The organism is Streptomyces sp. 1-11, from assembly GCF_007176755.1.
Lineage (GTDB): Bacteria > Actinomycetota > Actinomycetes > Streptomycetales > Streptomycetaceae > Streptomyces.
Map to the genome: position 1 here is coordinate 36,054 of NZ_BJTV01000010.1, position 18,077 is coordinate 54,130.

An 18,077-nucleotide genomic window follows, 5' to 3' on the forward strand; every position below is an offset into this window, starting at 1 on the left:
AGTCCGGGCCCGGCGCGGGCCGGACCGGTGGCATGGTGGAATCTCAGGAGGATCCCGACATGTCCGATTCGAAGAGCGATTGCGGCGACTGTACGGAGCGCCGCGACGCCGTCACCGAAGCCGAGGTGGAAGCCCTGGTCAGGGGCATCTGCTTCAAGACCGGGCCGCCACGGACCCTCGGGGTCGAAGTGGAATGGCTCGTCCACGAGCTGCGGCAGCCGCAGCTCCCGGTCACACCCGAACGACTCGAAGCGGCCTACGCCACCCTGCGGAACGTGCCGCTGCGTTCGCCCCTGACGATCGAGCCCGGCGGCCAGCTCGAACTGAGTTCGCCGCCCGCCGCCTCCCTGATGGAGTGCGTCGACCTCGTCTCCGCCGATCTGCGGACCGTACGCGCCGTCCTCGCCAAGGACGGACTCGGCCTCCTCGGCGTCGGCCACGACCCCTGGCGCGAGCCCCGCCGGTTCCTGCGCGAACCGCGCTACGACGCCATGGAGGCCTGTCTCGACCGCACCGGCCCGGCCGGCCGGCACATGATGTGCGCCTCGGCCTCCGTCCAGGTGTGCGTGGACGCCGGACACGAGGAGCCCGGTGTCCTGGGCCTGGAACAGCGCTGGTGGCTGGCCCACCAGCTCGGCGCGGTCCTGGTGGCCGCGTTCGCCAACTCCCCGCTGGTCGGGCGGCGGCCCACCGGCTGGCGCTCCACCCGGCAACTGCACTGGACGGAGATCGGCGCCGGCCGCGCGGGCGCTCCCCCGCCGGACGGGGCGCCGAGGGCCGCCTGGGCCCGGCACGTGCTGGACTCCCCGGTGATGTGCGTCCGCCGCGACAGCGGCCCGTGGACCGTGCCGGAGGGCCTCACCTTCCGCGAGTGGACCCGCTCGCACGCCCCGAGGCCGCCCACCCGGGCGGATCTCGACTACCACCTGACCACCCTGTTCCCGCCGGTCCGGCCACGCGGCCACCTGGAGCTGCGCATGATCGACGCGCAGCCCGGCGACGACGGCTGGATCGTGCCGCTGGCGGTGACCGCGGCGCTGTTCGACGACCCGGAGGCCGCCGAGGCCGCGCACCAGGCGGTCAAGCCGCTGGCCGAACGGGCCATGAACCTGCCCGCGCCGCACAATCCGCTGTGGCTCGACGCGGCCCGGCACGGCCTCACCGACCCGGAGCTGCACGAGGCCGCCGTGACCTGTTTCTCGGCGGCGATCCTGGCGCTGCCCCGGCTCGGCGCCACGCCGGCGGTCGTCGACGCCGTCGCCGCGTACCTGGACCGCCATGTCGCGCGGGGCCGCTGCCCGGCCGACGACCTGCTGGACAGCCTGTGCGGCGCCGACCGCCGCGCGGCCCACGGGAGGAAGGACATCCGCACATGACCGCCCCCGAGACCGAGGCGACGACGACCGAGGCGGACACCGAGGCGCTGCGCGAGCGCGCGGCCGCGTCGCTGACCGCCGCCCGCGCCCGCACCAAGCTGCTGACCGACTGCGTGGAGGACCCGGACCTCACCGCCCAGCACTCGCCGCTGATGTCCCCGCTGGTGTGGGACCTCGCCCACATCGGCAACCAGGAGGAGCTGTGGCTGCTGCGGGCGGTCGGCGGCCGGGAGGCGCTGCGGCCCGAGATAGACGGCCTGTACGACGCCTTCGAGCACTCGCGCGCCGAACGCCCCTCGCTGCCACTGCTGCCGCCCGCCGAGGCCCGCGGCTACGCCTCCGAGGTGCGCGGCCGGGCCCTGGACCTGCTGCAGGCCGCGGACTTCCACGGCAGCCGGCTGACCGAGGCCGGCTTCGCCTTCGGCATGATCGCGCAGCACGAACAGCAGCACGACGAGACGATGCTGATCACTCATCAACTCCGCACCGGACCGCCGGTCCTCACCGCGCCCGATCCCGCCCCGGCCCCGCTGCTCACCGGCCCGGCCGAAGTCCTGCTCCCCGGCGGCCCGTTCACCATGGGGACGTCCGCCGAGCCGTGGGCGCTGGACAACGAGCGCCCGGCGCACCCGGTGGACGTGGCGCCGTTCTGGATCGACACGACCCCGGTGACGAACGCCGCGTACCAGGCGTTCATCGAGGACGGCGGTTACGGCACCGAGCGCTGGTGGACCCCCGAGGGCTGGGCGCACGTCCGGCAGCACGGCCTCACCGCCCCGCTGTTCTGGCGGCGGGACGGCGGTCAGTGGCTCCGGCGGCGCTTCGGCGTCACCGAGGCGGTGCCGGCCGACGAGCCGGTGCTGCACGTGTGCTGGTACGAGGCGGACGCCTACGCCCGCTGGGCCGGGCGCCGGCTGCCGACCGAGGCGGAGTGGGAGAAGGCCGCCCGCTTCGACCCGGCCACCGGACGCTCCCGGCGCTACCCGTGGGGCGACGCCGACCCGGCCCCCGAGCACGCGAACCTGGGCCAGCGCCATCTGCGGCCCGCCCCCGCCGGGAGCTACCCGGACGGCGAGTCCCCGCTCGGCGTACGGCAGTTGATCGGTGACGTGTGGGAGTGGACGGCGAGCGACTTCCTGCCGTACCCGGGGTTCACGGCGTTCCCGTACAAGGAGTACTCGCAGGTGTTCTTCGGCCCCGAGTACAAGGTGCTGCGCGGCGGTTCGTTCGCCGTGGACCAGGTTGCCTGCCGGGGCACCTTCCGCAACTGGGACTACCCCGTCCGGCGGCAGATCTTCTCCGGGTTCCGCACCGCTCGCACGGAGGCCGTCTGATGTGCCGTCACCTGGCCTACCTGGGGCCGGAGCAGCCGCTCGGCCGGCTCCTCGTAGAGCCCCCGCACAGCCTGTACCGGCAGTCGTGGGAGCCCCGCCGGCAGCGGTACGGGACGGTCAACGCCGACGGGTTCGGGGTGGGCTGGTACGCCCCGGACGATCCCGTGCCGGCCCGCTACCGGCGGGCCGGCCCGATCTGGGCCGACCTGTCCTTCGCCGACCTGGCCCGGGTGGTGCGCTCCGGCGCCGTGCTCGCCGCGGTGCGCGACGCCACCCTCGCGGGCGCGGACGCCGAGGCGGCGGCCGCGCCGTTCGCCGCCGGACGCTGGCTGTTCAGCCACAACGGCGCGATCGCCGGCTGGCCGGACACGGCGGCGCACCTGGTGTCCGGGCTGCCCCCGGTCGAGCTGCTGTCGCTGCAGGCGCGCACCGACTCGGCGTTCGTCTGGGCGCTGGTGCTGCACCGGCTGCGCGCCGGCGACGACCCTGCCGAGGCCCTCGGCGGCACCGTCCGCCGGTTCGCCGCCGCGGCCCCCGCGTCCCGCCTGAACCTGCTGCTCACCGACGGCCGGACCATCGCCGCCACCGCCTGGGGCGACAGCCTCTGGTACCGCGCCGAGCCCGGCCGGGGCACGGTCGTCGCCTCCGAGCCGTACGACGACGACCCGCTCTGGCAGGAGGCACCCGACCGCACCGTGCTCACCGCGAGCAGCGCCGGAGCAGTCCTCACCCCACTCGAGGAGCCGGCGCCCTCCCCCACTCCCGGCTCGGTCCGGGCGGGGAAACCCCCATCCCAGAAGGAGCCCTGCCGTTGAGTCCCCTGCACGTCACCCGCACGCTCCCCGAGGACGCGACGGACGCCGCGCTGCGCGCCGACGTCCGCGACGGCCTCACCGCCGGCCCGAAGACGCTGCCGCCGAAGTGGTTCTACGACGCCCGGGGCAGCGACCTGTTCGAGCGGATCACCGAACTGCCCGAGTACTACCCCACCCGCGCCGAGCGGGAGATCCTCGTCGCGCGCGCCGGTGAGATCGCCGCCGCGAGCGGCGCCCGCACCCTGATCGAACTCGGCTCCGGCTCCTCGGAGAAGACCCGCCACCTCATCGACGCGCTCACCTCGCTGGCGGCGTACGTCCCGGTGGACGTCAGCGAGAGCGCCCTCACCCAGGCCGGGCGGGCGCTCATCGCGGAGCGGCCCGGTCTTGAGGTGCACGCGCTGATCGCGGACTTCACCGCCCCGCTGGCGCTGCCCCGGACGCCCGGCCCCCGGCTGGTGGCCTTCCTCGGGGGCACGATCGGCAACCTGCTGCCCGCCGAGCGGGCCGAGTTCCTCGCCCTCGTGCGCTCCCAGCTCGCCCCCGGCGACGGCCTGCTGCTCGGCACGGACCTGGTCAAGGACGAGGGGGTGCTGGTCCGGGCCTACGACGACGCGGCCGGGGTGACGGCCGCGTTCAACAAGAATGTCCTGGCGGTCGTCAACCGGGAACTGGGCGCCGACTTCGAGCCGGACGCCTTCGACCACGTGGCCCGGTGGGACCCGGAGCGGGAGTGGATCGAGATGCGGCTGCGCGCGCGCACCGCGCAGACCGTCAAGGTGCCCGCGCTGGACCTGGCCGTGGACTTCGCGGCCGGCGAGGAGCTGCGCACCGAGGTGTCGGCGAAGTTCCGCAGGGACGGGATCGCCGCCGAACTGGCGGCGGCCGGCCTCGAACTGACCCACTGGTGGACGGATGCCGAGGACCGGTTCGCGCTGTCGTTGAGCGTGCTGCGCTGAGTCAGCCGAGGTTGTCGGCCAGGGCCTCGGTGATCCTGCGGTCGGCGCGGCGGGCCTCGCTCGCCGCGTCGGCCCCGCCGAGCACCCGGGTCATGTACCCCTTGATCGGGTTGTCGGCTTCGACCGCGGCCCACTGAGGGGTGTTGGGGGTCGCCCGGCCGTGCGCGGCGCCCGCCGCCATGGCGGCGACCCCCTCCTCCCCGGCCACCGCGGCCGCCAGGGTGGTCTTGTTGGGCACGTAGTTCATGGTGCGCGCGAGTTCGGTGTCCCACTTGGCGCCGGTGAGCGCTCCGACGACCGCCGTGGCGGCGAACTGGTCGCCGGTGTTGCGCGGTACGACGAGGTCGGAGCCGCCGGTGAAGACGACGCCGGGCCGGGCCGCGGTCCTGCCGGGCACCGGGAAGAAGCCGAGCTTGCCCTTCAGGCCCGGGTTCTGCCGCACGATCGACTGGGCGAGTCCGGGCACCCCGATGATCTGGGCGACCTTGCCGCCCGCGAACACACCGGCCTGCGGCGGGTGTTCCTCGTCGGCGTCCACCGGACCCTCGCCCAGTGCCTGGAGCCGGCGGTAGAAGTCCATGCCGCGCAGCGCGGCGGGGGTGCTCAGGGTGCCCCGCCAGTCGTAGTCCTTCTTCTCGGCGAGTTCGCCGCCCTCGTCCCAGATGAAGCCGGAGAGCGTGTACCAGTCCTGTCCTGCCAGGTATATGCCCTGGCTGCCCGCGGAGTTGAGCTTCCGGGTGTCGGCGAGCCAGGCGTCGCGGGTCTTCGGCGGGGCGGTGATGCCGGCCTCCTCGAAGAGGTCCTTGCGGTAGATGACCACCCGGTTGGCCGCGTACCAGGGCACGCCGTACTGGTTGTTGCCGTCCTTGCCGGGTTCGGCGAGGCCGGGCAGCCAGTGCTCCTTGCCCCAGTCCCGCATGGACTCAAGGGTCAGGTCGGCCAGCCGCCCGTCCTCGACGTACAGCGGGACCTGGGTGTTGCCCACCTCGATGACGTCGGGGCCGTCGCCCGTGTCGGCCTTCAGCGCCTTGCGGACCTTCTCCACGATGCCGGTCCACTCCTGGATGCGGATGTCGAGCCGCAGGTCGCCGTGGGTGCGTTCGAAGTCCTCGGTGAAGCGCCGCAGGAAGTCGTCGGAGGCGCTGTCCTTCATCAGCCACACGGTGACGGTCTGCCGGTCGTGCCCGCCGGGCAGGACGCCGCAGGCGCTGACGAGTGAGCCGGTGACACAGAGGAGGGCGAGCAGACGACGTCTCACGAGGGGTCCTGTTCTGTCTGGCCTGGGTGGTGCGGACAGGGGAGGGGGCCCGACATGGGGGGACGAACGCACGCGTTCGCACACGGGTGTGGAGGATTTTGGTATGGACCAATGCTCAGGTCAAGCGCCGCCGTGAGTCGGGAGCCGACGTCTCGCGCGCCGGGCGGGGATACGGCACGGTGGAGTACGGCGTGACGCACGGTCGCGCCGGGCGTGAGGCGTGCCGCCGCGCGGCTCCTCACGCCGGAGAGGAGCCCCCGCATGACGAACCACACCTACCGGGTCACCGAGATCGTCGGCACCTCGCACGAGGGCCTCGACCAGGCCATCCGCAACGGCATCGCGCGCGCCGCGCAGACCCTGCGCAACCTGGACTGGTTCGAGGTGACCCAGGTGCGCGGCCAGATCGAGAACGGGCAGGTCGAGCACTACCAGGTGGGCCTGAAGCTGGGCTTCCGCATCGAGGACGAGGCCGAGTAGCCGTCCGGGGCCGCTCCGCGCGGGCCCACGGGACCCTCAGGTACGGCCCTCCCGCTCCTGGGCGTCCTCCAGCGCGGCGGACCGGTCGGCCCAGCGGGCCCGCACGACGGCGAACCCGGCGCGCTCGGCGTCGTCGCACACCAGCTCGTCGTCGTCGACGAGGACCCGGACCCGCCGGCCCCGGGCGAGCCGGCGCAGGGTCTCCAGCTTGGTGAATCGGGCGGGCCTGCGGTCGGCGTCGCCGCGCATGTGCACCCGGCCCTCGGGCAGTCCGTGGGCCGCGAGCCAGTCCAGCGTGTCGCGCCGGCACCGCTCGGGCCGCCCGGTGAGGTACACGATCTCGCACTCGCGGGCCGTCTCCAGCGCGAGCTCCACGCCCTCGGCGAGCGGCGGGTCGGCGGGCGCGGCGGCGAAGAAGGCGTCCCAGTCGCGCGGGCGGCTCTCCAGGAAGTGCTGGCGGTGGGCGGTGTCGGCCAGGGTGTTGTCGAGGTCGAACACGGCGACCGGGCGCGCGCTGCTGTCTGTCACCCGGTCACCATAGCCACCCCGGTGTCAACTGCCGCCGAACCGTGGCCGCATGCTTCTGCCATGCCTTCCGAGCCCGGCCGGTCCGCCCGTCCCTGCACCGTCGTCGTCTGCCGGGGCTGCTGCTGCGGCGTCCCGGCCAAGCGGCCCGGCACCGATCCGGGCGGTCAGCTCGACCGGTTGCGGGCGGCCGCCGCCGAGGGCGGGTTCGAGGTGCGCACCAGCGACTGCCTCGGGCCCTGCGACCAGGCGAACGTCATGGTGGTGCGGCCGTCGGCGGAGGGCCGGCGGGCCGGCGGCAGACCGGTGTGGATCGGCTTCGCGCTGGACGACGACTGCACGTCGGAGGTCGCCGAGTGGGCGCGGGCGGGCGGCCCCGGTGCGGCCGAGCCCCCGCTCGCCCTGGAGTTGCAGGTGATCCGCGCGCCACGCGGTGCCCGGGACGGTGAGGGCGGCGGGCGCGGGAATCCTGGCGCCCCGGTGGCGTTGAACCCTGCGTGAGCGCAGTGATCGCCCGGACCAGGTTCTCCGTACTCGACCGCTCCCGCACGCGCGCGGGGCGGCCGCCCGCCGAGGCGCTGCGGGACACCGTCGCGCTGGCGCGGGAGGCGGAGGGCCTCGGCTACCACCGTTTCTGGGTGTCGGAGCACCACGGCGTGCCCGGGGTCGCGGGCTCCGCGCCGACCGTGCTCGCCGCCGCGGTGGCCGCGGCGACGCGCAGCGTCCGGGTCGGCACCGGCGGGGTGATGCTGCCCAACCACCGGCCGCTCGTCGTCGCCGAGCAGTTCGGGGTGCTGGAGTCGCTGTTCCCGGGCCGGATCGACATGGGTCTCGGCCGCTCCGTCGGCTTCACGGACGGGGTCCGCCGGGCGCTCGGCCGGGACAAGGACGCCGCCGACGACTTCGCGGCCCAGCTCGGCGAACTGCTCGGCTGGTTCGCCGGGACCTCCCCGACCGGGGTGCACGCCCGGCCGGCCGAGGGTCTGCGGGTCCCGCCGTTCGTGCTGGCGATGGGCGAGGGCGCGCGGATCGCGGCCCGCGCCGGGCTGCCGATCGTCATCGGGGACCTGCGGCGGCGCGAGCGGATGCTGCGCGGCGTCGACGAGTACCGCTCGCTGTTCCGCCCCTCGCCGTGGGCGTCCGAGCCGTACGTCGTGGTCTCCGGGACCGTCGCGGTCGCGGGGACGGCCGAGGACGCGCGGCGGCTGCTGGTCCCGGAGGCCTGGGCCGTGGCGTACTCGCGGACCCACGGCACCTTCCCGCCGCTGGCCCCGGCCGGGGAGATCGAGGAGCGCGCGATGACCGCGAGGGAACGGGACCTCTACGAGTCCGCCCTCGATGGCCACCTGGCGGGTACCGCCGACCAGGTGGCGCACGAGCTGGAGGCGGTGCTCGGGGCGACGGGCGCCGACGAGGTCCTCGTCACCACCAGCACGTACGACCGTGCCGCGCTGCTGGACTCCTACCGGCGCCTCGCCGCCCTGTTCGCACCCGGCAGCTGAGCGGCTCAGCCCGCCACGTCGGCCGGGCGCTCGGCGCGGATCGCCACGGAGCCGTCGGCCGCGTCCACCACCGCCCGGTCGCCCGCGGTCAGCCCGCCGGAGAGCAGCAGGTCGGCGAGACGGTCGTCCACCTCGCGCTGGATGGTGCGGCGCAGCGGGCGGGCGCCGAAGTCCGGCTGGTACCCGAGGTTCGCCAGCAGCTCGGCGGCCGCGTCGGTGACCTCGAGGGCGACGTCCTGGGCGTGCAGCCGGCGCCGGGTGTGCTCCAGCATCAGGTCCACGACCTGGCGCAGCTCGCCGCGCTCCAGGCCGCGGAAGACGATGATCTCGTCGATGCGGTTGAGGAACTCGGGCCTGAAGTGCTGCTGGAGCACCGGCATGACGGCCTCGCGGACCTTGGTGTAGTCCTCGGTGCCGGCGGCCAGGATGCGGTCGGCGCCGATGTTCGACGTCATGATGACCACGGTGTTCTTGAAGTCGACGGTGCGGCCCTGGGAGTCGGTGAGCCGGCCGTCGTCCAGGAGCTGCAGCAGGGTGTTGAAGACGTCCGGGTGCGCCTTCTCCACCTCGTCCAGCAGCAGCACGGCGTACGGCTGCCTGCGCACGGCCTCGGTGAGCTGGCCGGCCTCCTCGTGGCCGACGTACCCGGGCGGGGCGCCGATCAGCCGGGAGACCGTGTGCCGCTCCTGGAACTCGCTCATGTCGAGGCGGATCATGCGGCTCTCGTCGCCGAACAGCGCGGCGGCGAGGGCGCGGGCCAGCTCGGTCTTGCCGACGCCGGTGGGGCCGAGGAACAGGAAGCTGCCGACGGGCCGGTTCGGGTCGCTCATGCCGGCCCGGGCCCGCCGTACCGCGCGGGCGACGGCGGTGATCGCCTCGTCCTGGCCGACGACCCGCTCGTGCAGGTGCTCCTCCAGCTTCATCAGCCGCTCCCGCTCCTCCTCGGTGAGCTGGGCGACCGGGATGCCGGTGGTGCGCGAGACGACCTGGGCGATGTCCTCGGCGGTGACCTTCGGGGCCTGCTCCCCGGTCTTGTCCGCGCCGGCCAGCTCGGCCTCGGTCTCCTTGATCCGGTCCCGCAGATCCTTGGCCCGCTCGTACTCCTCGTCGGCGACCGCCTGGTCCTTCTCCCGGTTCAGGGCCGCGAGCCGGTCCTCGGTCTCCCGGATGTCCGCGAGCGGGGTCCTGGCGCGCAGCCGGACCCGGGCGGCGGCCTGGTCCATCAGGTCGATGGCCTTGTCGGGCAGGAAGCGGGAGGTGATGTACCGGTCGGACAGCTCGGCGGCGGCGACGACCGCCTCGTCGGTGATGCGCACCTGGTGGTGGGCCTCGTAGCGGTCGCGCAGTCCGCGCAGGATCTCGATGGTGTCGTCCACGCTGGGCTCGCCGACCAGGATGGGCGCGAAACGGCGTTCCAGCGCGGCGTCCTTCTCGATGTGCCTGCGGTACTCGTCCACGGTGGTCGCGCCGATCAGGTGCAGCTCACCGCGCGCCAGGGCGGGCTTGAGCATGTTGCCGGCGTCCATGGCGCCCTCGCCCCCGCCGCCGGCTCCGACGACCGTGTGCAGCTCGTCCAGGAACAGCACCAGTTCGTCGCCGTGCCGGGCGACCTCGTCGAGCAGCTTCTTCAGCCGTTCCTCGAACTCGCCCCGGTACTTGGTGCCGGCCACCATCCCGGCCAGGTCCAGCGAGACCAGCCGCTTGCCCTCCAGGGTCTTCGGCACGTCGCCGGCGACGATGCGCTGGGCGATGCCCTCGACCACCGCGGTCTTGCCGACGCCGGGGTCGCCGATGAGGACCGGGTTGTTCTTGCTGCGCCGGGAGAGCACCTCGATGGTCTGCTCGACCTCCTCGTCCCGTCCGATCACCGGGTCGAGGCGGCCGCTGCGGGCGTCCTCGGTGAGGTCGCGGCCGTATTCGTCGACGGTGGGCGTGCTGCTCGGCTCCTTGCGCTCGGCCGCGTTCTCGGCGGGCACCCGGGCCGGCTCCCAGCCGCCCTCGCCGAGTGCCTGTCCGGCCGCCGACTCCGGGTTGGCGGCGAGGGCGCGCAGCAGGTGCTCGGGGCCGATGTAGGAGGCGCCCTCGGCGCGGGAGATGCGGTAGGCGTCGAGCAGGGCGCGCTTGGCGGCCGGGGTGAGGGTGGCGGGCTCGCTCCTCGTACCGGCGGCGGGGGCGGTGAGCCGTTCGCGGATGCGGTCGGGGTCCGCGCCGGCGGCGGTGAGCAGCCGCCGGGTGGACTCGTGCTCGGTGGCCGCGGCCAGCAGGTGCCGGGCGTCGAGCTCGTCGCTGCCCTCGGCGGCGGCGATGTCCCTGGCGCCGGCCACCAGCTCGCGCGCCCGCTCCGACAGCAGGCTGCCGATGTCGACGCGCTGGGGCCGGCGGGCGGACGCGGCCGGGCCGCCGGTGCCGCCGGTGCCACCGAAGAACCGGGACATCAGCTCGTCGAACTCCTCGAACGGACTGCGTCCGAAACCGAAACCGGGGGTGCTCATGGGCGGCCCTTTCTGCGACGGGCAGACATATGCCCCCAAAATCGCATATATGTCTTTCATCTGCACGGCACGCGGCGCCGAAGCCCCGAGATGCGTTTCCGGGCCGGGCCGGTAAGGCTGGGGGTGAAAGCCTCGACTGCAAGGAGGGCTGACATGTCCTTCATGGACAAGATCAAAGGGATGCTCAAGGGCCACGAGGACATGGCCGACAAGGGCGTCGACAAGGGCGGTGACTACATCGACCAGCGGACCGGGAACAAGTACCAGTCCCAGGTCGACACCGGTCAGGAGAAGCTGCGGGACGAGTTCGGCAAGCCGCAGGACCGGCCGCCGCAGACCTGACGGACGGGGCGGACTACCATCGCCCCGATGCACAGCCCTCATGATCCCCGCGTCCGCGTCCGTGGTGCCCGCGAGCACAATCTCAAGGGTGTCGACGTGGACATCCCCCGGGACGTGCTGGCCGTGTTCACCGGCGTGTCCGGCTCGGGCAAGTCGTCCCTGGCGTTCGGCACCGTCTATGCCGAGGCGCAGCGGCGCTACTTCGAGTCGGTCGCGCCGTACGCACGTCGGCTGATCCACCAGGTCGGGGCGCCCCGGGTCGCCGAGATCACGGGGCTGCCGCCGGCGGTGTCCCTGCAGCAGCGCCGCTCGGCCCCGTCGTCCCGCTCCTCCGTGGGCACGGTAACCAACCTCTCCAACTCACTGCGCATGCTGTTCTCGCGCGCCGGGGACTATCCGCCGGGCGCGGAGCGGCTGGACTCCGACGCGTTCTCGCCCAACACGGCCGCGGGCGCGTGCCCGGAGTGCCACGGCCTCGGCCAGGTGCACCGCACCACCGAGGAGCTGCTGGTCCCCGACCCCTCGCTGTCCGTCCGCGAGGGCGCCGTCGCCGCCTGGCCGGGCGCCTGGCAGGGCAAGAACCTGCGCGACATCCTCGACGCCCTCGGCTACGACGTCGACCGGCCCTGGCGCGAGCTGCCCGCCGCCGAGCGGGAGTGGATCCTCTTCACCGACGAGCAGCCGGTCGTCACCGTCCATCCGGTGCGGGACGCCGACCGGATCCAGCGGCCGTACCAGGGCACGTACACCAGTGCCCGCCGGTACGTCATGAAGACGTTCTCCGACACCAGGTCCGCGACCCTGCGGGCCAAGGCGGAGCGGTTCCTGACCAGCGCGCCCTGTCCGGCGTGCGGGGGCAGCAGGCTGCGGCCCGAGGCGCTGGCGGTGACCTTCGCCGGCCGGACCATCGCGGAACTCGCGGCGCTGCCGCTGACCGACCTGGCCGCCCTGCTGCCGCGCGAGGGCACCGAGACCGCACGCGTGCTCACCGCGGACCTGACCGCGCGGATCGCGCCGGTCGTGGAGCTGGGCCTCGGCTACCTCAGCCTGGACCGGGCGACGCCCACCCTCTCGGCGGGCGAGCTGCAGCGGCTCCGGCTGGCCACCCAGCTCCGGTCGGGGCTGTTCGGCGTGGTGTACGTGCTGGACGAGCCGTCGGCCGGGCTGCACCCGGCGGACACCGAGGCGCTGATCACGGTGCTCGAGCGGCTCAAGGCGGCCGGGAACTCGGTGTTCGTGGTGGAGCACCACCTGGAGGTGGTGCGGGGCGCCGACTGGCTGGTGGACGTGGGTCCCGGCGCCGGCGAGAACGGCGGGCGGGTGCTGTACAGCGGCCCGGTCGCGGGCCTCGCCCCGGTGGCGGACTCGGCGACGGCCCGGTACCTGTTCGCCGGGCCGCCCGGTCCGGCGCGCACGGTCCGCGAGCCGCGCGGCTGGCTGAGGCTGGGCCCGGTGACCCGGCACAACCTGCGCTCGGTGACGGCCGACTTCCCGCTGGGCGCGTTCACCGCCGTCACGGGCGTCTCCGGCTCCGGGAAGTCGACGCTGGTCGGTGAGTTCACGCAGGAGGCGGACGCGGTCGGCAGGCTGGTGCGGGTGGACCAGAAGCCGATCGGGCGCACCCCGCGCTCCAATCTGGCCACGTACACGGGCCTGTTCGACGTGGTGCGGAAGGTGTTCGCGGCCACCGAGGAGGCCCGGGCCCGGGGTTACGGCGTGGGACGGTTCTCGTTCAACGTGGCCGGGGGCCGCTGCGAGACCTGCCAGGGCGAGGGGTTCGTCAGCGTCGAGCTGCTGTTCCTGCCGAGCACCTACGCGCCCTGCCCGGACTGCGCGGGCGCCCGCTACAACCCGCCGACGCTGCGGGTGACCTACCGGGGGCTGAACATCGCCGAGGTCCTGGACCTGACGGTGGAGAGCGCCGCGGAGTTCTTCGCGGACGTCCCGGCCGCCGCCCGCAGCCTGCGCACGCTGCTCGAAGTGGGCCTCGGCTACCTGCGTCTGGGCCAGCCCGCCACGGAGCTGTCCGGCGGCGAGGCCCAGCGGATCAAGCTGGCGAGCGAACTGCAGCGCGGCCGCCGCGCGCACACCCTGTACCTGCTGGACGAGCCGACGACCGGGCTGCACCCGGCCGACGTCGAGGTGCTGATGGACCGGCTGCACGGGCTGGTCGAGGCGGGTCACACGGTCGTCGTGGTCGAGCACGACATGTCGGTGGTGGCGGCCGCGGACTGGGTGATCGACCTGGGTCCGGGCGGCGGCGACCGGGGCGGACGGATCGTGGCGGCCGGAACCCCCACCGAGGTGGCCCGGGCCGCGGGAAGCGCGACGGCTCCCCATCTGGCCCGGGCGCTGGGCGGGAACCCCGGCCGCTGACCGCCGCCGGCGAAGCCGCCGGCTGGGGGGAGAGGGGCTGCGCGCGGCGGTCGGCCGGGCCGGAAGCCGTCGTGGGGCGGTGAGCGGCAGGGGTTCGCGGCCCCGCCGATTCAGGCCCGCGCCGGGTGCCTGCGAGGGGCGGAGGCAGGCTGGGGCTCGGCGGCCCGTGCCAGTGCCCGCCGGTCGTGGTGGCGGCCGGCCGGGATGAGCGGACGCACCTCCACCTCGGCGACCAGGCCGCGGGCGCTGGCCACCCGCCAGAGCGAGGCGAACAGGGTGTCCTCGCCGACGAACGCGGCCGCGGTGGCGTCCGATGCGCCGGCGCCGCGGTAGCTCAGGCGCACCGGCTGCACGGGCGCCCCGGCGTCGAGCGCTGCCTGGAAGACGGCCCGGCGGAAGTGCCCCCCGGTGCGGCCGCACCAGGTGCTGCCCTCCGGGAACACCGCGACGGCGGCGCCGGCCCGCAGGGCCGCACCGATCCGGGCGACGGTCCCCGGCAGGGCGCGCAGCCGGTCCCGCTCGATGAACAGCACCCCGGCCCGTGCCGCCAGCCGGCCCGCCACGGGCCACCGCCGTATCTCCGACTTGGCGAGCATGCGCGCCGGGCGCACCGCCGCGAGCAGCGGGATGTCCAGCCAGGAGATGTGGTTGGCGACCAGCAGGACGCCGCCGTCGGCCGGCGCCGACCCGGTGAGCCGGATCCGGACGCCCGCGGCCCGTACCACCGCCCGGCACCAGCGCCTGACCCAGGCGGCCGGGAGCCGGCCGCCCAGCGGGGACAGCGCGACCCCTGCGAGTACCAGGGCGGTGAGCGCGGCGAGCCGCAGCACGGCCCGGGGCACGGCCACGGCCGGGCCGGCCGGCTCCAGGCAGGCGTCCGGGGTGCAGGGCGCGGTGGGCAGCCAGGCGCTCATCAGGCCGGCACGAGCGAGAGGAAGTGCCGCAGGTAGCGCGGGTTGACCCGGCGCATCGACAGCAGCACGTACAGGTCGGTCACGCCGAAGTCCGGGTCGTGCGCGGGCTCCCCGCACACCCAGGCGCCGAGCCGGAGGTAGCCGCGCAGCAGCGCGGGCAGTTCGGCGCGCCCGGCCGGCGCGGCGCCGGCCGGCGTCCACGGCAGCAGCGGGCGTACCCGGTACTCCTCGGGGGCCAGGTGCTTGGCGCGCACCCGCTCCCAGGTGGCGGCGGCCTGCGCGCCGCCGTCGGCGAGCGGTACGGAGCAGCAGCCCGCCAGCCACTCGTGGCCCCGGTCGACCATGTAGCGGGCTATCCCGGCCCAGATCAGGCCGATGACCGTGCCGTCCCGGTGGTCGGGGTGGACGCAGGAACGGCCCACCTCCACCAGCCCGGGCCGCAGCCCGTCGAGCGCGGCCAGGTCGAACTCTCCCTCGGAGTACAGCCGGCCGGCCACCGCGGCCCGCTCCGGGGGCAGCAGCCGGTAGGTGCCGACGACCTCGCCGGTCAGCGTGTCGTGCACGAGCAGGTGGTCGCAGTAGGCGTCGAACGGGTCGACGTCCAGGCCCGGCTGCGGGGTGGTCAGCAGGGCGCCCAGCTCACCGGCGAACACGTCGTGCCGCAGCCGCTGGGCGGCGCGCACGTCGTCCTCGTCGCGGGCGAGGGTGACGGTGTAGCGGGCGGGGGCCGCGGGCTGCGCGGGACGGTCGAGCGTGGTGACGCCGGTCATGGTTGACTCCCTGGTCACGGGCCGGGGTGGGCAGCAGGGCAGTCCGGCGTTCCGGGCTGCCGCTCCTGTTCTTCCCAGGCCGGTTGGCGTGAGTGTGACCGGTGGCGGGAGCGCGGGTGTGGGGTTGTTGAACGGCGCGGTGGAGCGTCCGGGCGGGAAACCAGACGGGGCCGGGAGGAGCACCGCTCCCGGCCCCGCCCGTCCGCCCCTGTGCGGCGAACGTCCCTGTGGCCCCGGCTACCGCTTGGCCGCCTTGCGGGTGGCGCGCAGCCACTCCTTGTTCATGCCGGTGATGGACATCAGCGGGATGCCCTTCGGGCAGGCCGTCGCGCACTCACCGGCCAGCGTGCAGCCGCCGAAGCCCTCGGCGTCCATCTGCGCCACCATGTCCAGCACCCGGGTCTCCCGCTCGGGCGCGCCCTGCGGCAGGACACCCAGGTGGTTGACCTTGGCGGAGGTGAACAGCATCGCCGCGCCGTTGGGGCACGCGGCCACGCAGGCCCCGCAGCCGATGCACTCGGCGTGCTCGAAGGCGAGGTCGGCGTCCGGCTTGGGCACCGGTGTGGCGTGGGCCTCCGGGGCCGAGCCCGTGGGCGCCGTGATGTAGCCGCCGGCCTGGATGATCCGGTCGAACGCGGACCGGTCGACGACCAGGTCCTTGACCACCGGGAAGGCCGAGGCCCGCCAGGGCTCGACGTCGATCGTGTCGCCGTCCTCGAAGGACCGCATGTGGAGCTGGCAGGTGGTGGTGCGCTCCGGCCCGTGCGCGTCGCCGTTGATGACGAGCGAGCACGCGCCGCAGATGCCCTCGCGGCAGTCGTGGTCGAAGGCGACGGGGTCCTCGCCCTTGAGGATGAGCTCCTCGTTGAGGGTGTCGAGCATCTCCAGGAAGGACATGTCCGGGGAGATGCCGTCCACCTCGTAGGTGGACATCGCGCCGTCGGCGTCGGCGTTCTTCTGCCGCCAGACGCGCAGGGTGAGCTTCATGCGTAGCTCCGCTGGGTGGGGTGGACGTACTCGAAGACCAGGTCTTCCTTGTGCAGGACGGGAGCGGAGCCGGTGCCGGTGAACTCCCAGGCGGCGGCGTAGCCGAACTCGTCGTCCCGGCGGGCCGCCTCGCCGTCGGGGGTCTGCGACTCCTCGCGGAAGTGGCCGCCGCAGGACTCGGCGCGGTGCAGCGCGTCGAGGCACATCAGCTCGGCGAGCTCCAGGTAGTCGACGATCCGGTTGGCCTTCTCCAGCGACTGGTTGAACTCCTCGCCGGTGCCGGGCACCTTGATGCGCCGCCAGAACTCGTCGCGGATCTGCGGGATGCGCTCCAGGGCCTTGCGCAGACCGGAATCGGTGCGCGCCATGCCGCAGAACTCCCACATCAGTTCGCCGAGTTCGCGGTGGAAGGAGTCGGGGGTGCGGTCGCCGTCGACGGCGAGGAGCAGGTTGAGCCGGTCCTCCGTCTCGGCCAGCACCTCCTGCACGGCGGGGTGGTCACCGGTCACCGGGTCCTGGTGCGGGTTGCGCGCCAGGTAGTCGTTGATGGTGGCCGGGAGCACGAAGTAGCCGTCGGCCAGGCCCTGCATCAGCGCCGAGGCGCCGAGCCGGTTGGCTCCGTGGTCGGAGAAGTTGGCCTCGCCGACCGCGAACAGGCCGGGGACGGTGGTCTGCAGGTCGTAGTCGACCCAGAGGCCGCCCATCGTGTAGTGCACGGCCGGGTAGATGCGCATCGGCACCTCGTACGGATCCTCGTCTGTGATCCGCTGGTACATGTCGAAGAGGTTGCCGTACTTGGCCTCGACGGCGCCCCGGCCCATCCGCCGGATGGCGTCCGCGAAGTCCAGGTAGACGCCCTGTCCTCCGGGGCCCACTCCCCTGCCCTCGTCGCAGACGTTCTTCGCGGCGCGGGAGGCGATGTCGCGCGGGACCAGGTTGCCGAAGGAGGGATAGATGCGCTCCAGGTAGTAGTCGCGCTCGTCCTCGGGGATCCGGTTCGGGGGTCGGTCGTCGCCCTTGGCCTTCGGCACCCAGATCCGGCCGTCGTTGCGCAGCGACTCGCTCATCAGCGTCAGCTTGGACTGGTGGTCGCCGGTGCGCGGGATGCAGGTGGGATGGATCTGTGTGAAGCAGGGGTTGGCGAAGAGGGCGCCGCGCCGGTGGGCCCGCCAGATCGCGGTGGCGTTGGAGTTCATGGCGTTCGTCGACAGGTAGAAGACGTTGCCGTAGCCGCCGCTCGCCAGGACGACGGCGTCCGCGAAGTAGGTGGAGATCTTTCCGGTGATCAGGTCCCGGGCGACGATGCCCCGGGCCCGTCCGTCGACGACGATCAGGTCGAGCATCTCGGTGCGCGGGTGCATCTCCACGTTCCCGGCGGCGATCTGCCGGGACAGCGCCTGGTAGGCGCCCAGCAGCAGCTGCTGGCCGGTCTGGCCGCGGGCGTAGAACGTCCGGGACACCTGCACGCCGCCGAACGAGCGGGTGTCGAGCAGGCCGCCGTACTCGCGGGCGAAGGGCACGCCCTGGGCCACGCACTGGTCGATGATCTCGACGGAGATCTGGGCGAGGCGGTGCACGTTGGACTCGCGGGCCCGGAAGTCGCCGCCCTTGACGGTGTCGTAGAACAGGCGGTGGACCGAGTCGCCGTCGTTGCGGTAGTTCTTCGCCGCGTTGATGCCGCCCTGCGCGGCGATGGAGTGGGCGCGGCGCGGGGAGTCCTGGTAGCAGAACTGGACGACGTGGTAGCCCTGTTCGGCGAGGGTGGCGCCCGCGGAGCCGCCGGCAAGACCGGTGCCCACCACGATGACCGTGTGCTTGCGCCGGTTGGCGGGGTTGACCAGCTTGGCCTCGAAGCGGCGCTTGTCCCAGCGCTCGTGGATCGGGCCGTCGGGCGCCTTGGTGTCGGCGGCCGGTTCGCCGGTCGTGTAGTTCACGTAGTCGGTCATG

Annotated in this window: 16 protein-coding genes; 9 read left to right on the forward strand and 7 right to left on the reverse strand. The window is 73.9% G+C overall.

The genetic code is table 11. From position 1 onward, the window contains the following. The first annotated feature begins 59 nt into the window (after positions 1 to 59). The 4 genes from egtA to egtD are packed head-to-tail and all read left to right on the forward strand — an operon-like array spanning position 60 to position 4,484. Positions 60 to 1,376 (forward strand): ergothioneine biosynthesis glutamate--cysteine ligase EgtA, encoded by a 1,317-nt coding sequence (gene egtA / locus TNCT1_RS21745; RefSeq protein WP_143634724.1) that lies wholly within the window; start codon positions 60 to 62, stop codon positions 1,374 to 1,376. After that, positions 1,373 to 2,710: an ergothioneine biosynthesis protein EgtB gene (gene egtB, locus TNCT1_RS21750; protein ID WP_143634726.1), complete on the forward strand. Its 1,338-nt coding sequence runs from the start codon at positions 1,373 to 1,375 to the stop codon at positions 2,708 to 2,710. Before egtA ends, egtB begins: the two co-directional genes overlap by 4 nt. Continuing rightward, a complete protein-coding gene (egtC, locus tag TNCT1_RS21755; RefSeq protein WP_143634728.1) occupies positions 2,710 to 3,525 on the forward strand; it encodes an ergothioneine biosynthesis protein EgtC in 816 nt (271 codons plus the stop codon). The genes egtB and egtC overlap by 1 nt, the downstream gene beginning before the upstream one ends. Further along, entirely contained in the window at positions 3,522 to 4,484 is a 963-nt protein-coding gene (gene egtD, locus TNCT1_RS21760) for an L-histidine N(alpha)-methyltransferase (RefSeq protein WP_143634730.1), read from the forward strand. Before egtC ends, egtD begins: the two co-directional genes overlap by 4 nt. A 1-nt stretch (position 4,485) precedes the next feature. Here the strand turns inward: egtD and TNCT1_RS21765 are convergent, their stop codons facing one another. After that, positions 4,486 to 5,742 carry an extracellular solute-binding protein gene (locus TNCT1_RS21765; RefSeq protein ID WP_143634732.1) on the reverse strand — a complete coding sequence of 419 codons (1,257 nt, stop codon included), beginning with the start codon at positions 5,740 to 5,742 and terminating at the stop codon, positions 4,486 to 4,488. Between the two features lie 261 nt (positions 5,743 to 6,003). Here TNCT1_RS21765 and TNCT1_RS21770 point away from each other — a divergent pair, with 261 nt between their 5' ends. After that, positions 6,004 to 6,222, forward strand: a complete 219-nt coding sequence (locus TNCT1_RS21770) for a dodecin (RefSeq protein ID WP_143634734.1) — start codon at positions 6,004 to 6,006, stop codon at positions 6,220 to 6,222. 36 nt (positions 6,223 to 6,258) lie between these two features. On the opposite strand, the gene TNCT1_RS21775 is transcribed toward TNCT1_RS21770, so the two are convergent. Continuing rightward, positions 6,259 to 6,750, reverse strand: a complete 492-nt coding sequence (locus TNCT1_RS21775; RefSeq protein WP_143634736.1) for a hypothetical protein — start codon at positions 6,748 to 6,750, stop codon at positions 6,259 to 6,261. A gap of 60 nt (positions 6,751 to 6,810) precedes the next feature. Between TNCT1_RS21775 and TNCT1_RS21780 the strand changes: the two genes are divergently transcribed. Then, positions 6,811 to 7,248 (forward strand): (2Fe-2S) ferredoxin domain-containing protein, encoded by a 438-nt coding sequence (locus TNCT1_RS21780; protein WP_143634738.1) that lies wholly within the window; start codon positions 6,811 to 6,813, stop codon positions 7,246 to 7,248. Continuing rightward, the gene (locus TNCT1_RS21785; protein WP_143634739.1) at positions 7,245 to 8,249 is read left to right on the forward strand and encodes an MsnO8 family LLM class oxidoreductase; all 1,005 of its coding nucleotides are present in this window, start codon (positions 7,245 to 7,247) and stop codon (positions 8,247 to 8,249) included. The genes TNCT1_RS21780 and TNCT1_RS21785 overlap by 4 nt, the downstream gene beginning before the upstream one ends. Before the next feature lie 5 nt (positions 8,250 to 8,254). On the opposite strand, the gene TNCT1_RS21790 is transcribed toward TNCT1_RS21785, so the two are convergent. Beyond that, a complete protein-coding gene (locus TNCT1_RS21790) occupies positions 8,255 to 10,741 on the reverse strand; it encodes an ATP-dependent Clp protease ATP-binding subunit (protein ID WP_143634741.1) in 2,487 nt (828 codons plus the stop codon). A 153-nt stretch (positions 10,742 to 10,894) separates the two neighbouring features. On the opposite strand from TNCT1_RS21790, the gene TNCT1_RS21795 reads away from it, so the two are divergent. Continuing rightward, complete coding sequence (locus TNCT1_RS21795; protein ID WP_160160423.1) at positions 10,895 to 11,083, forward strand: antitoxin; 189 nt, start codon at positions 10,895 to 10,897, stop codon at positions 11,081 to 11,083. Between the two features lie 27 nt (positions 11,084 to 11,110). After that, on the forward strand, positions 11,111 to 13,459 hold the full coding sequence (locus tag TNCT1_RS21800; protein ID WP_143634745.1) for an excinuclease ABC subunit UvrA: 2,349 nt from the start codon (positions 11,111 to 11,113) through the stop codon (positions 13,457 to 13,459). Positions 13,460 to 13,569: 110 nt separating this feature from the next. On the opposite strand, the gene TNCT1_RS21805 is transcribed toward TNCT1_RS21800, so the two are convergent. From TNCT1_RS21805 to TNCT1_RS21820, 4 genes are all read right to left on the reverse strand, one after another. Beyond that, positions 13,570 to 14,373 (reverse strand): 1-acyl-sn-glycerol-3-phosphate acyltransferase, encoded by an 804-nt coding sequence (locus tag TNCT1_RS21805; RefSeq protein WP_143634747.1) that lies wholly within the window; start codon positions 14,371 to 14,373, stop codon positions 13,570 to 13,572. Next, positions 14,373 to 15,143: a GNAT family N-acetyltransferase gene (locus TNCT1_RS21810; protein WP_143634749.1), complete on the reverse strand. Its 771-nt coding sequence runs from the start codon at positions 15,141 to 15,143 to the stop codon at positions 14,373 to 14,375. The genes TNCT1_RS21805 and TNCT1_RS21810 overlap by 1 nt, the downstream gene beginning before the upstream one ends. A gap of 237 nt (positions 15,144 to 15,380) precedes the next feature. Continuing rightward, positions 15,381 to 16,130, reverse strand: coding sequence for a succinate dehydrogenase/fumarate reductase iron-sulfur subunit (locus TNCT1_RS21815; protein ID WP_143634751.1), 750 nt, complete (start codon positions 16,128 to 16,130; stop codon positions 15,381 to 15,383). After that, positions 16,127 to 18,076, reverse strand: a complete 1,950-nt coding sequence (locus TNCT1_RS21820; RefSeq protein WP_143634754.1) for a fumarate reductase/succinate dehydrogenase flavoprotein subunit — start codon at positions 18,074 to 18,076, stop codon at positions 16,127 to 16,129. The genes TNCT1_RS21815 and TNCT1_RS21820 overlap by 4 nt, the downstream gene beginning before the upstream one ends. Position 18,077: the final 1 nt, after the last annotated feature.

Bases quoted from the DNA above. Each gene is read 5' to 3' on its own strand.
- TNCT1_RS21780 (WP_143634738.1), top strand. From the start codon at position 6,811: ATGCCTTCCGAGCCCGGCCGGTCCGCCCGTCCCTGCACCGTCGTCGTC.
- TNCT1_RS21805 (WP_143634747.1), bottom strand. From the start codon at position 14,373: ATGAGCGCCTGGCTGCCCACCGCGCCCTGCACCCCGGACGCCTGCCTG.
- egtA (WP_143634724.1), top strand. From the start codon at position 60: ATGTCCGATTCGAAGAGCGATTGCGGCGACTGTACGGAGCGCCGCGAC.
- TNCT1_RS21795 (WP_160160423.1), top strand. From the start codon at position 10,895: ATGTCCTTCATGGACAAGATCAAAGGGATGCTCAAGGGCCACGAGGAC.
- TNCT1_RS21800 (WP_143634745.1), top strand. From the start codon at position 11,111: ATGCACAGCCCTCATGATCCCCGCGTCCGCGTCCGTGGTGCCCGCGAG.
- TNCT1_RS21815 (WP_143634751.1), bottom strand. From the start codon at position 16,130: ATGAAGCTCACCCTGCGCGTCTGGCGGCAGAAGAACGCCGACGCCGAC.
- TNCT1_RS21790 (WP_143634741.1), bottom strand. From the start codon at position 10,741: ATGAGCACCCCCGGTTTCGGTTTCGGACGCAGTCCGTTCGAGGAGTTC.
- TNCT1_RS21820 (WP_143634754.1), bottom strand. From the start codon at position 18,076: ATGACCGACTACGTGAACTACACGACCGGCGAACCGGCCGCCGACACC.
- egtC (WP_143634728.1), top strand. From the start codon at position 2,710: ATGTGCCGTCACCTGGCCTACCTGGGGCCGGAGCAGCCGCTCGGCCGG.
- TNCT1_RS21810 (WP_143634749.1), bottom strand. From the start codon at position 15,143: ATGACCGGCGTCACCACGCTCGACCGTCCCGCGCAGCCCGCGGCCCCC.
- egtB (WP_143634726.1), top strand. From the start codon at position 1,373: ATGACCGCCCCCGAGACCGAGGCGACGACGACCGAGGCGGACACCGAG.
- TNCT1_RS21770 (WP_143634734.1), top strand. From the start codon at position 6,004: ATGACGAACCACACCTACCGGGTCACCGAGATCGTCGGCACCTCGCAC.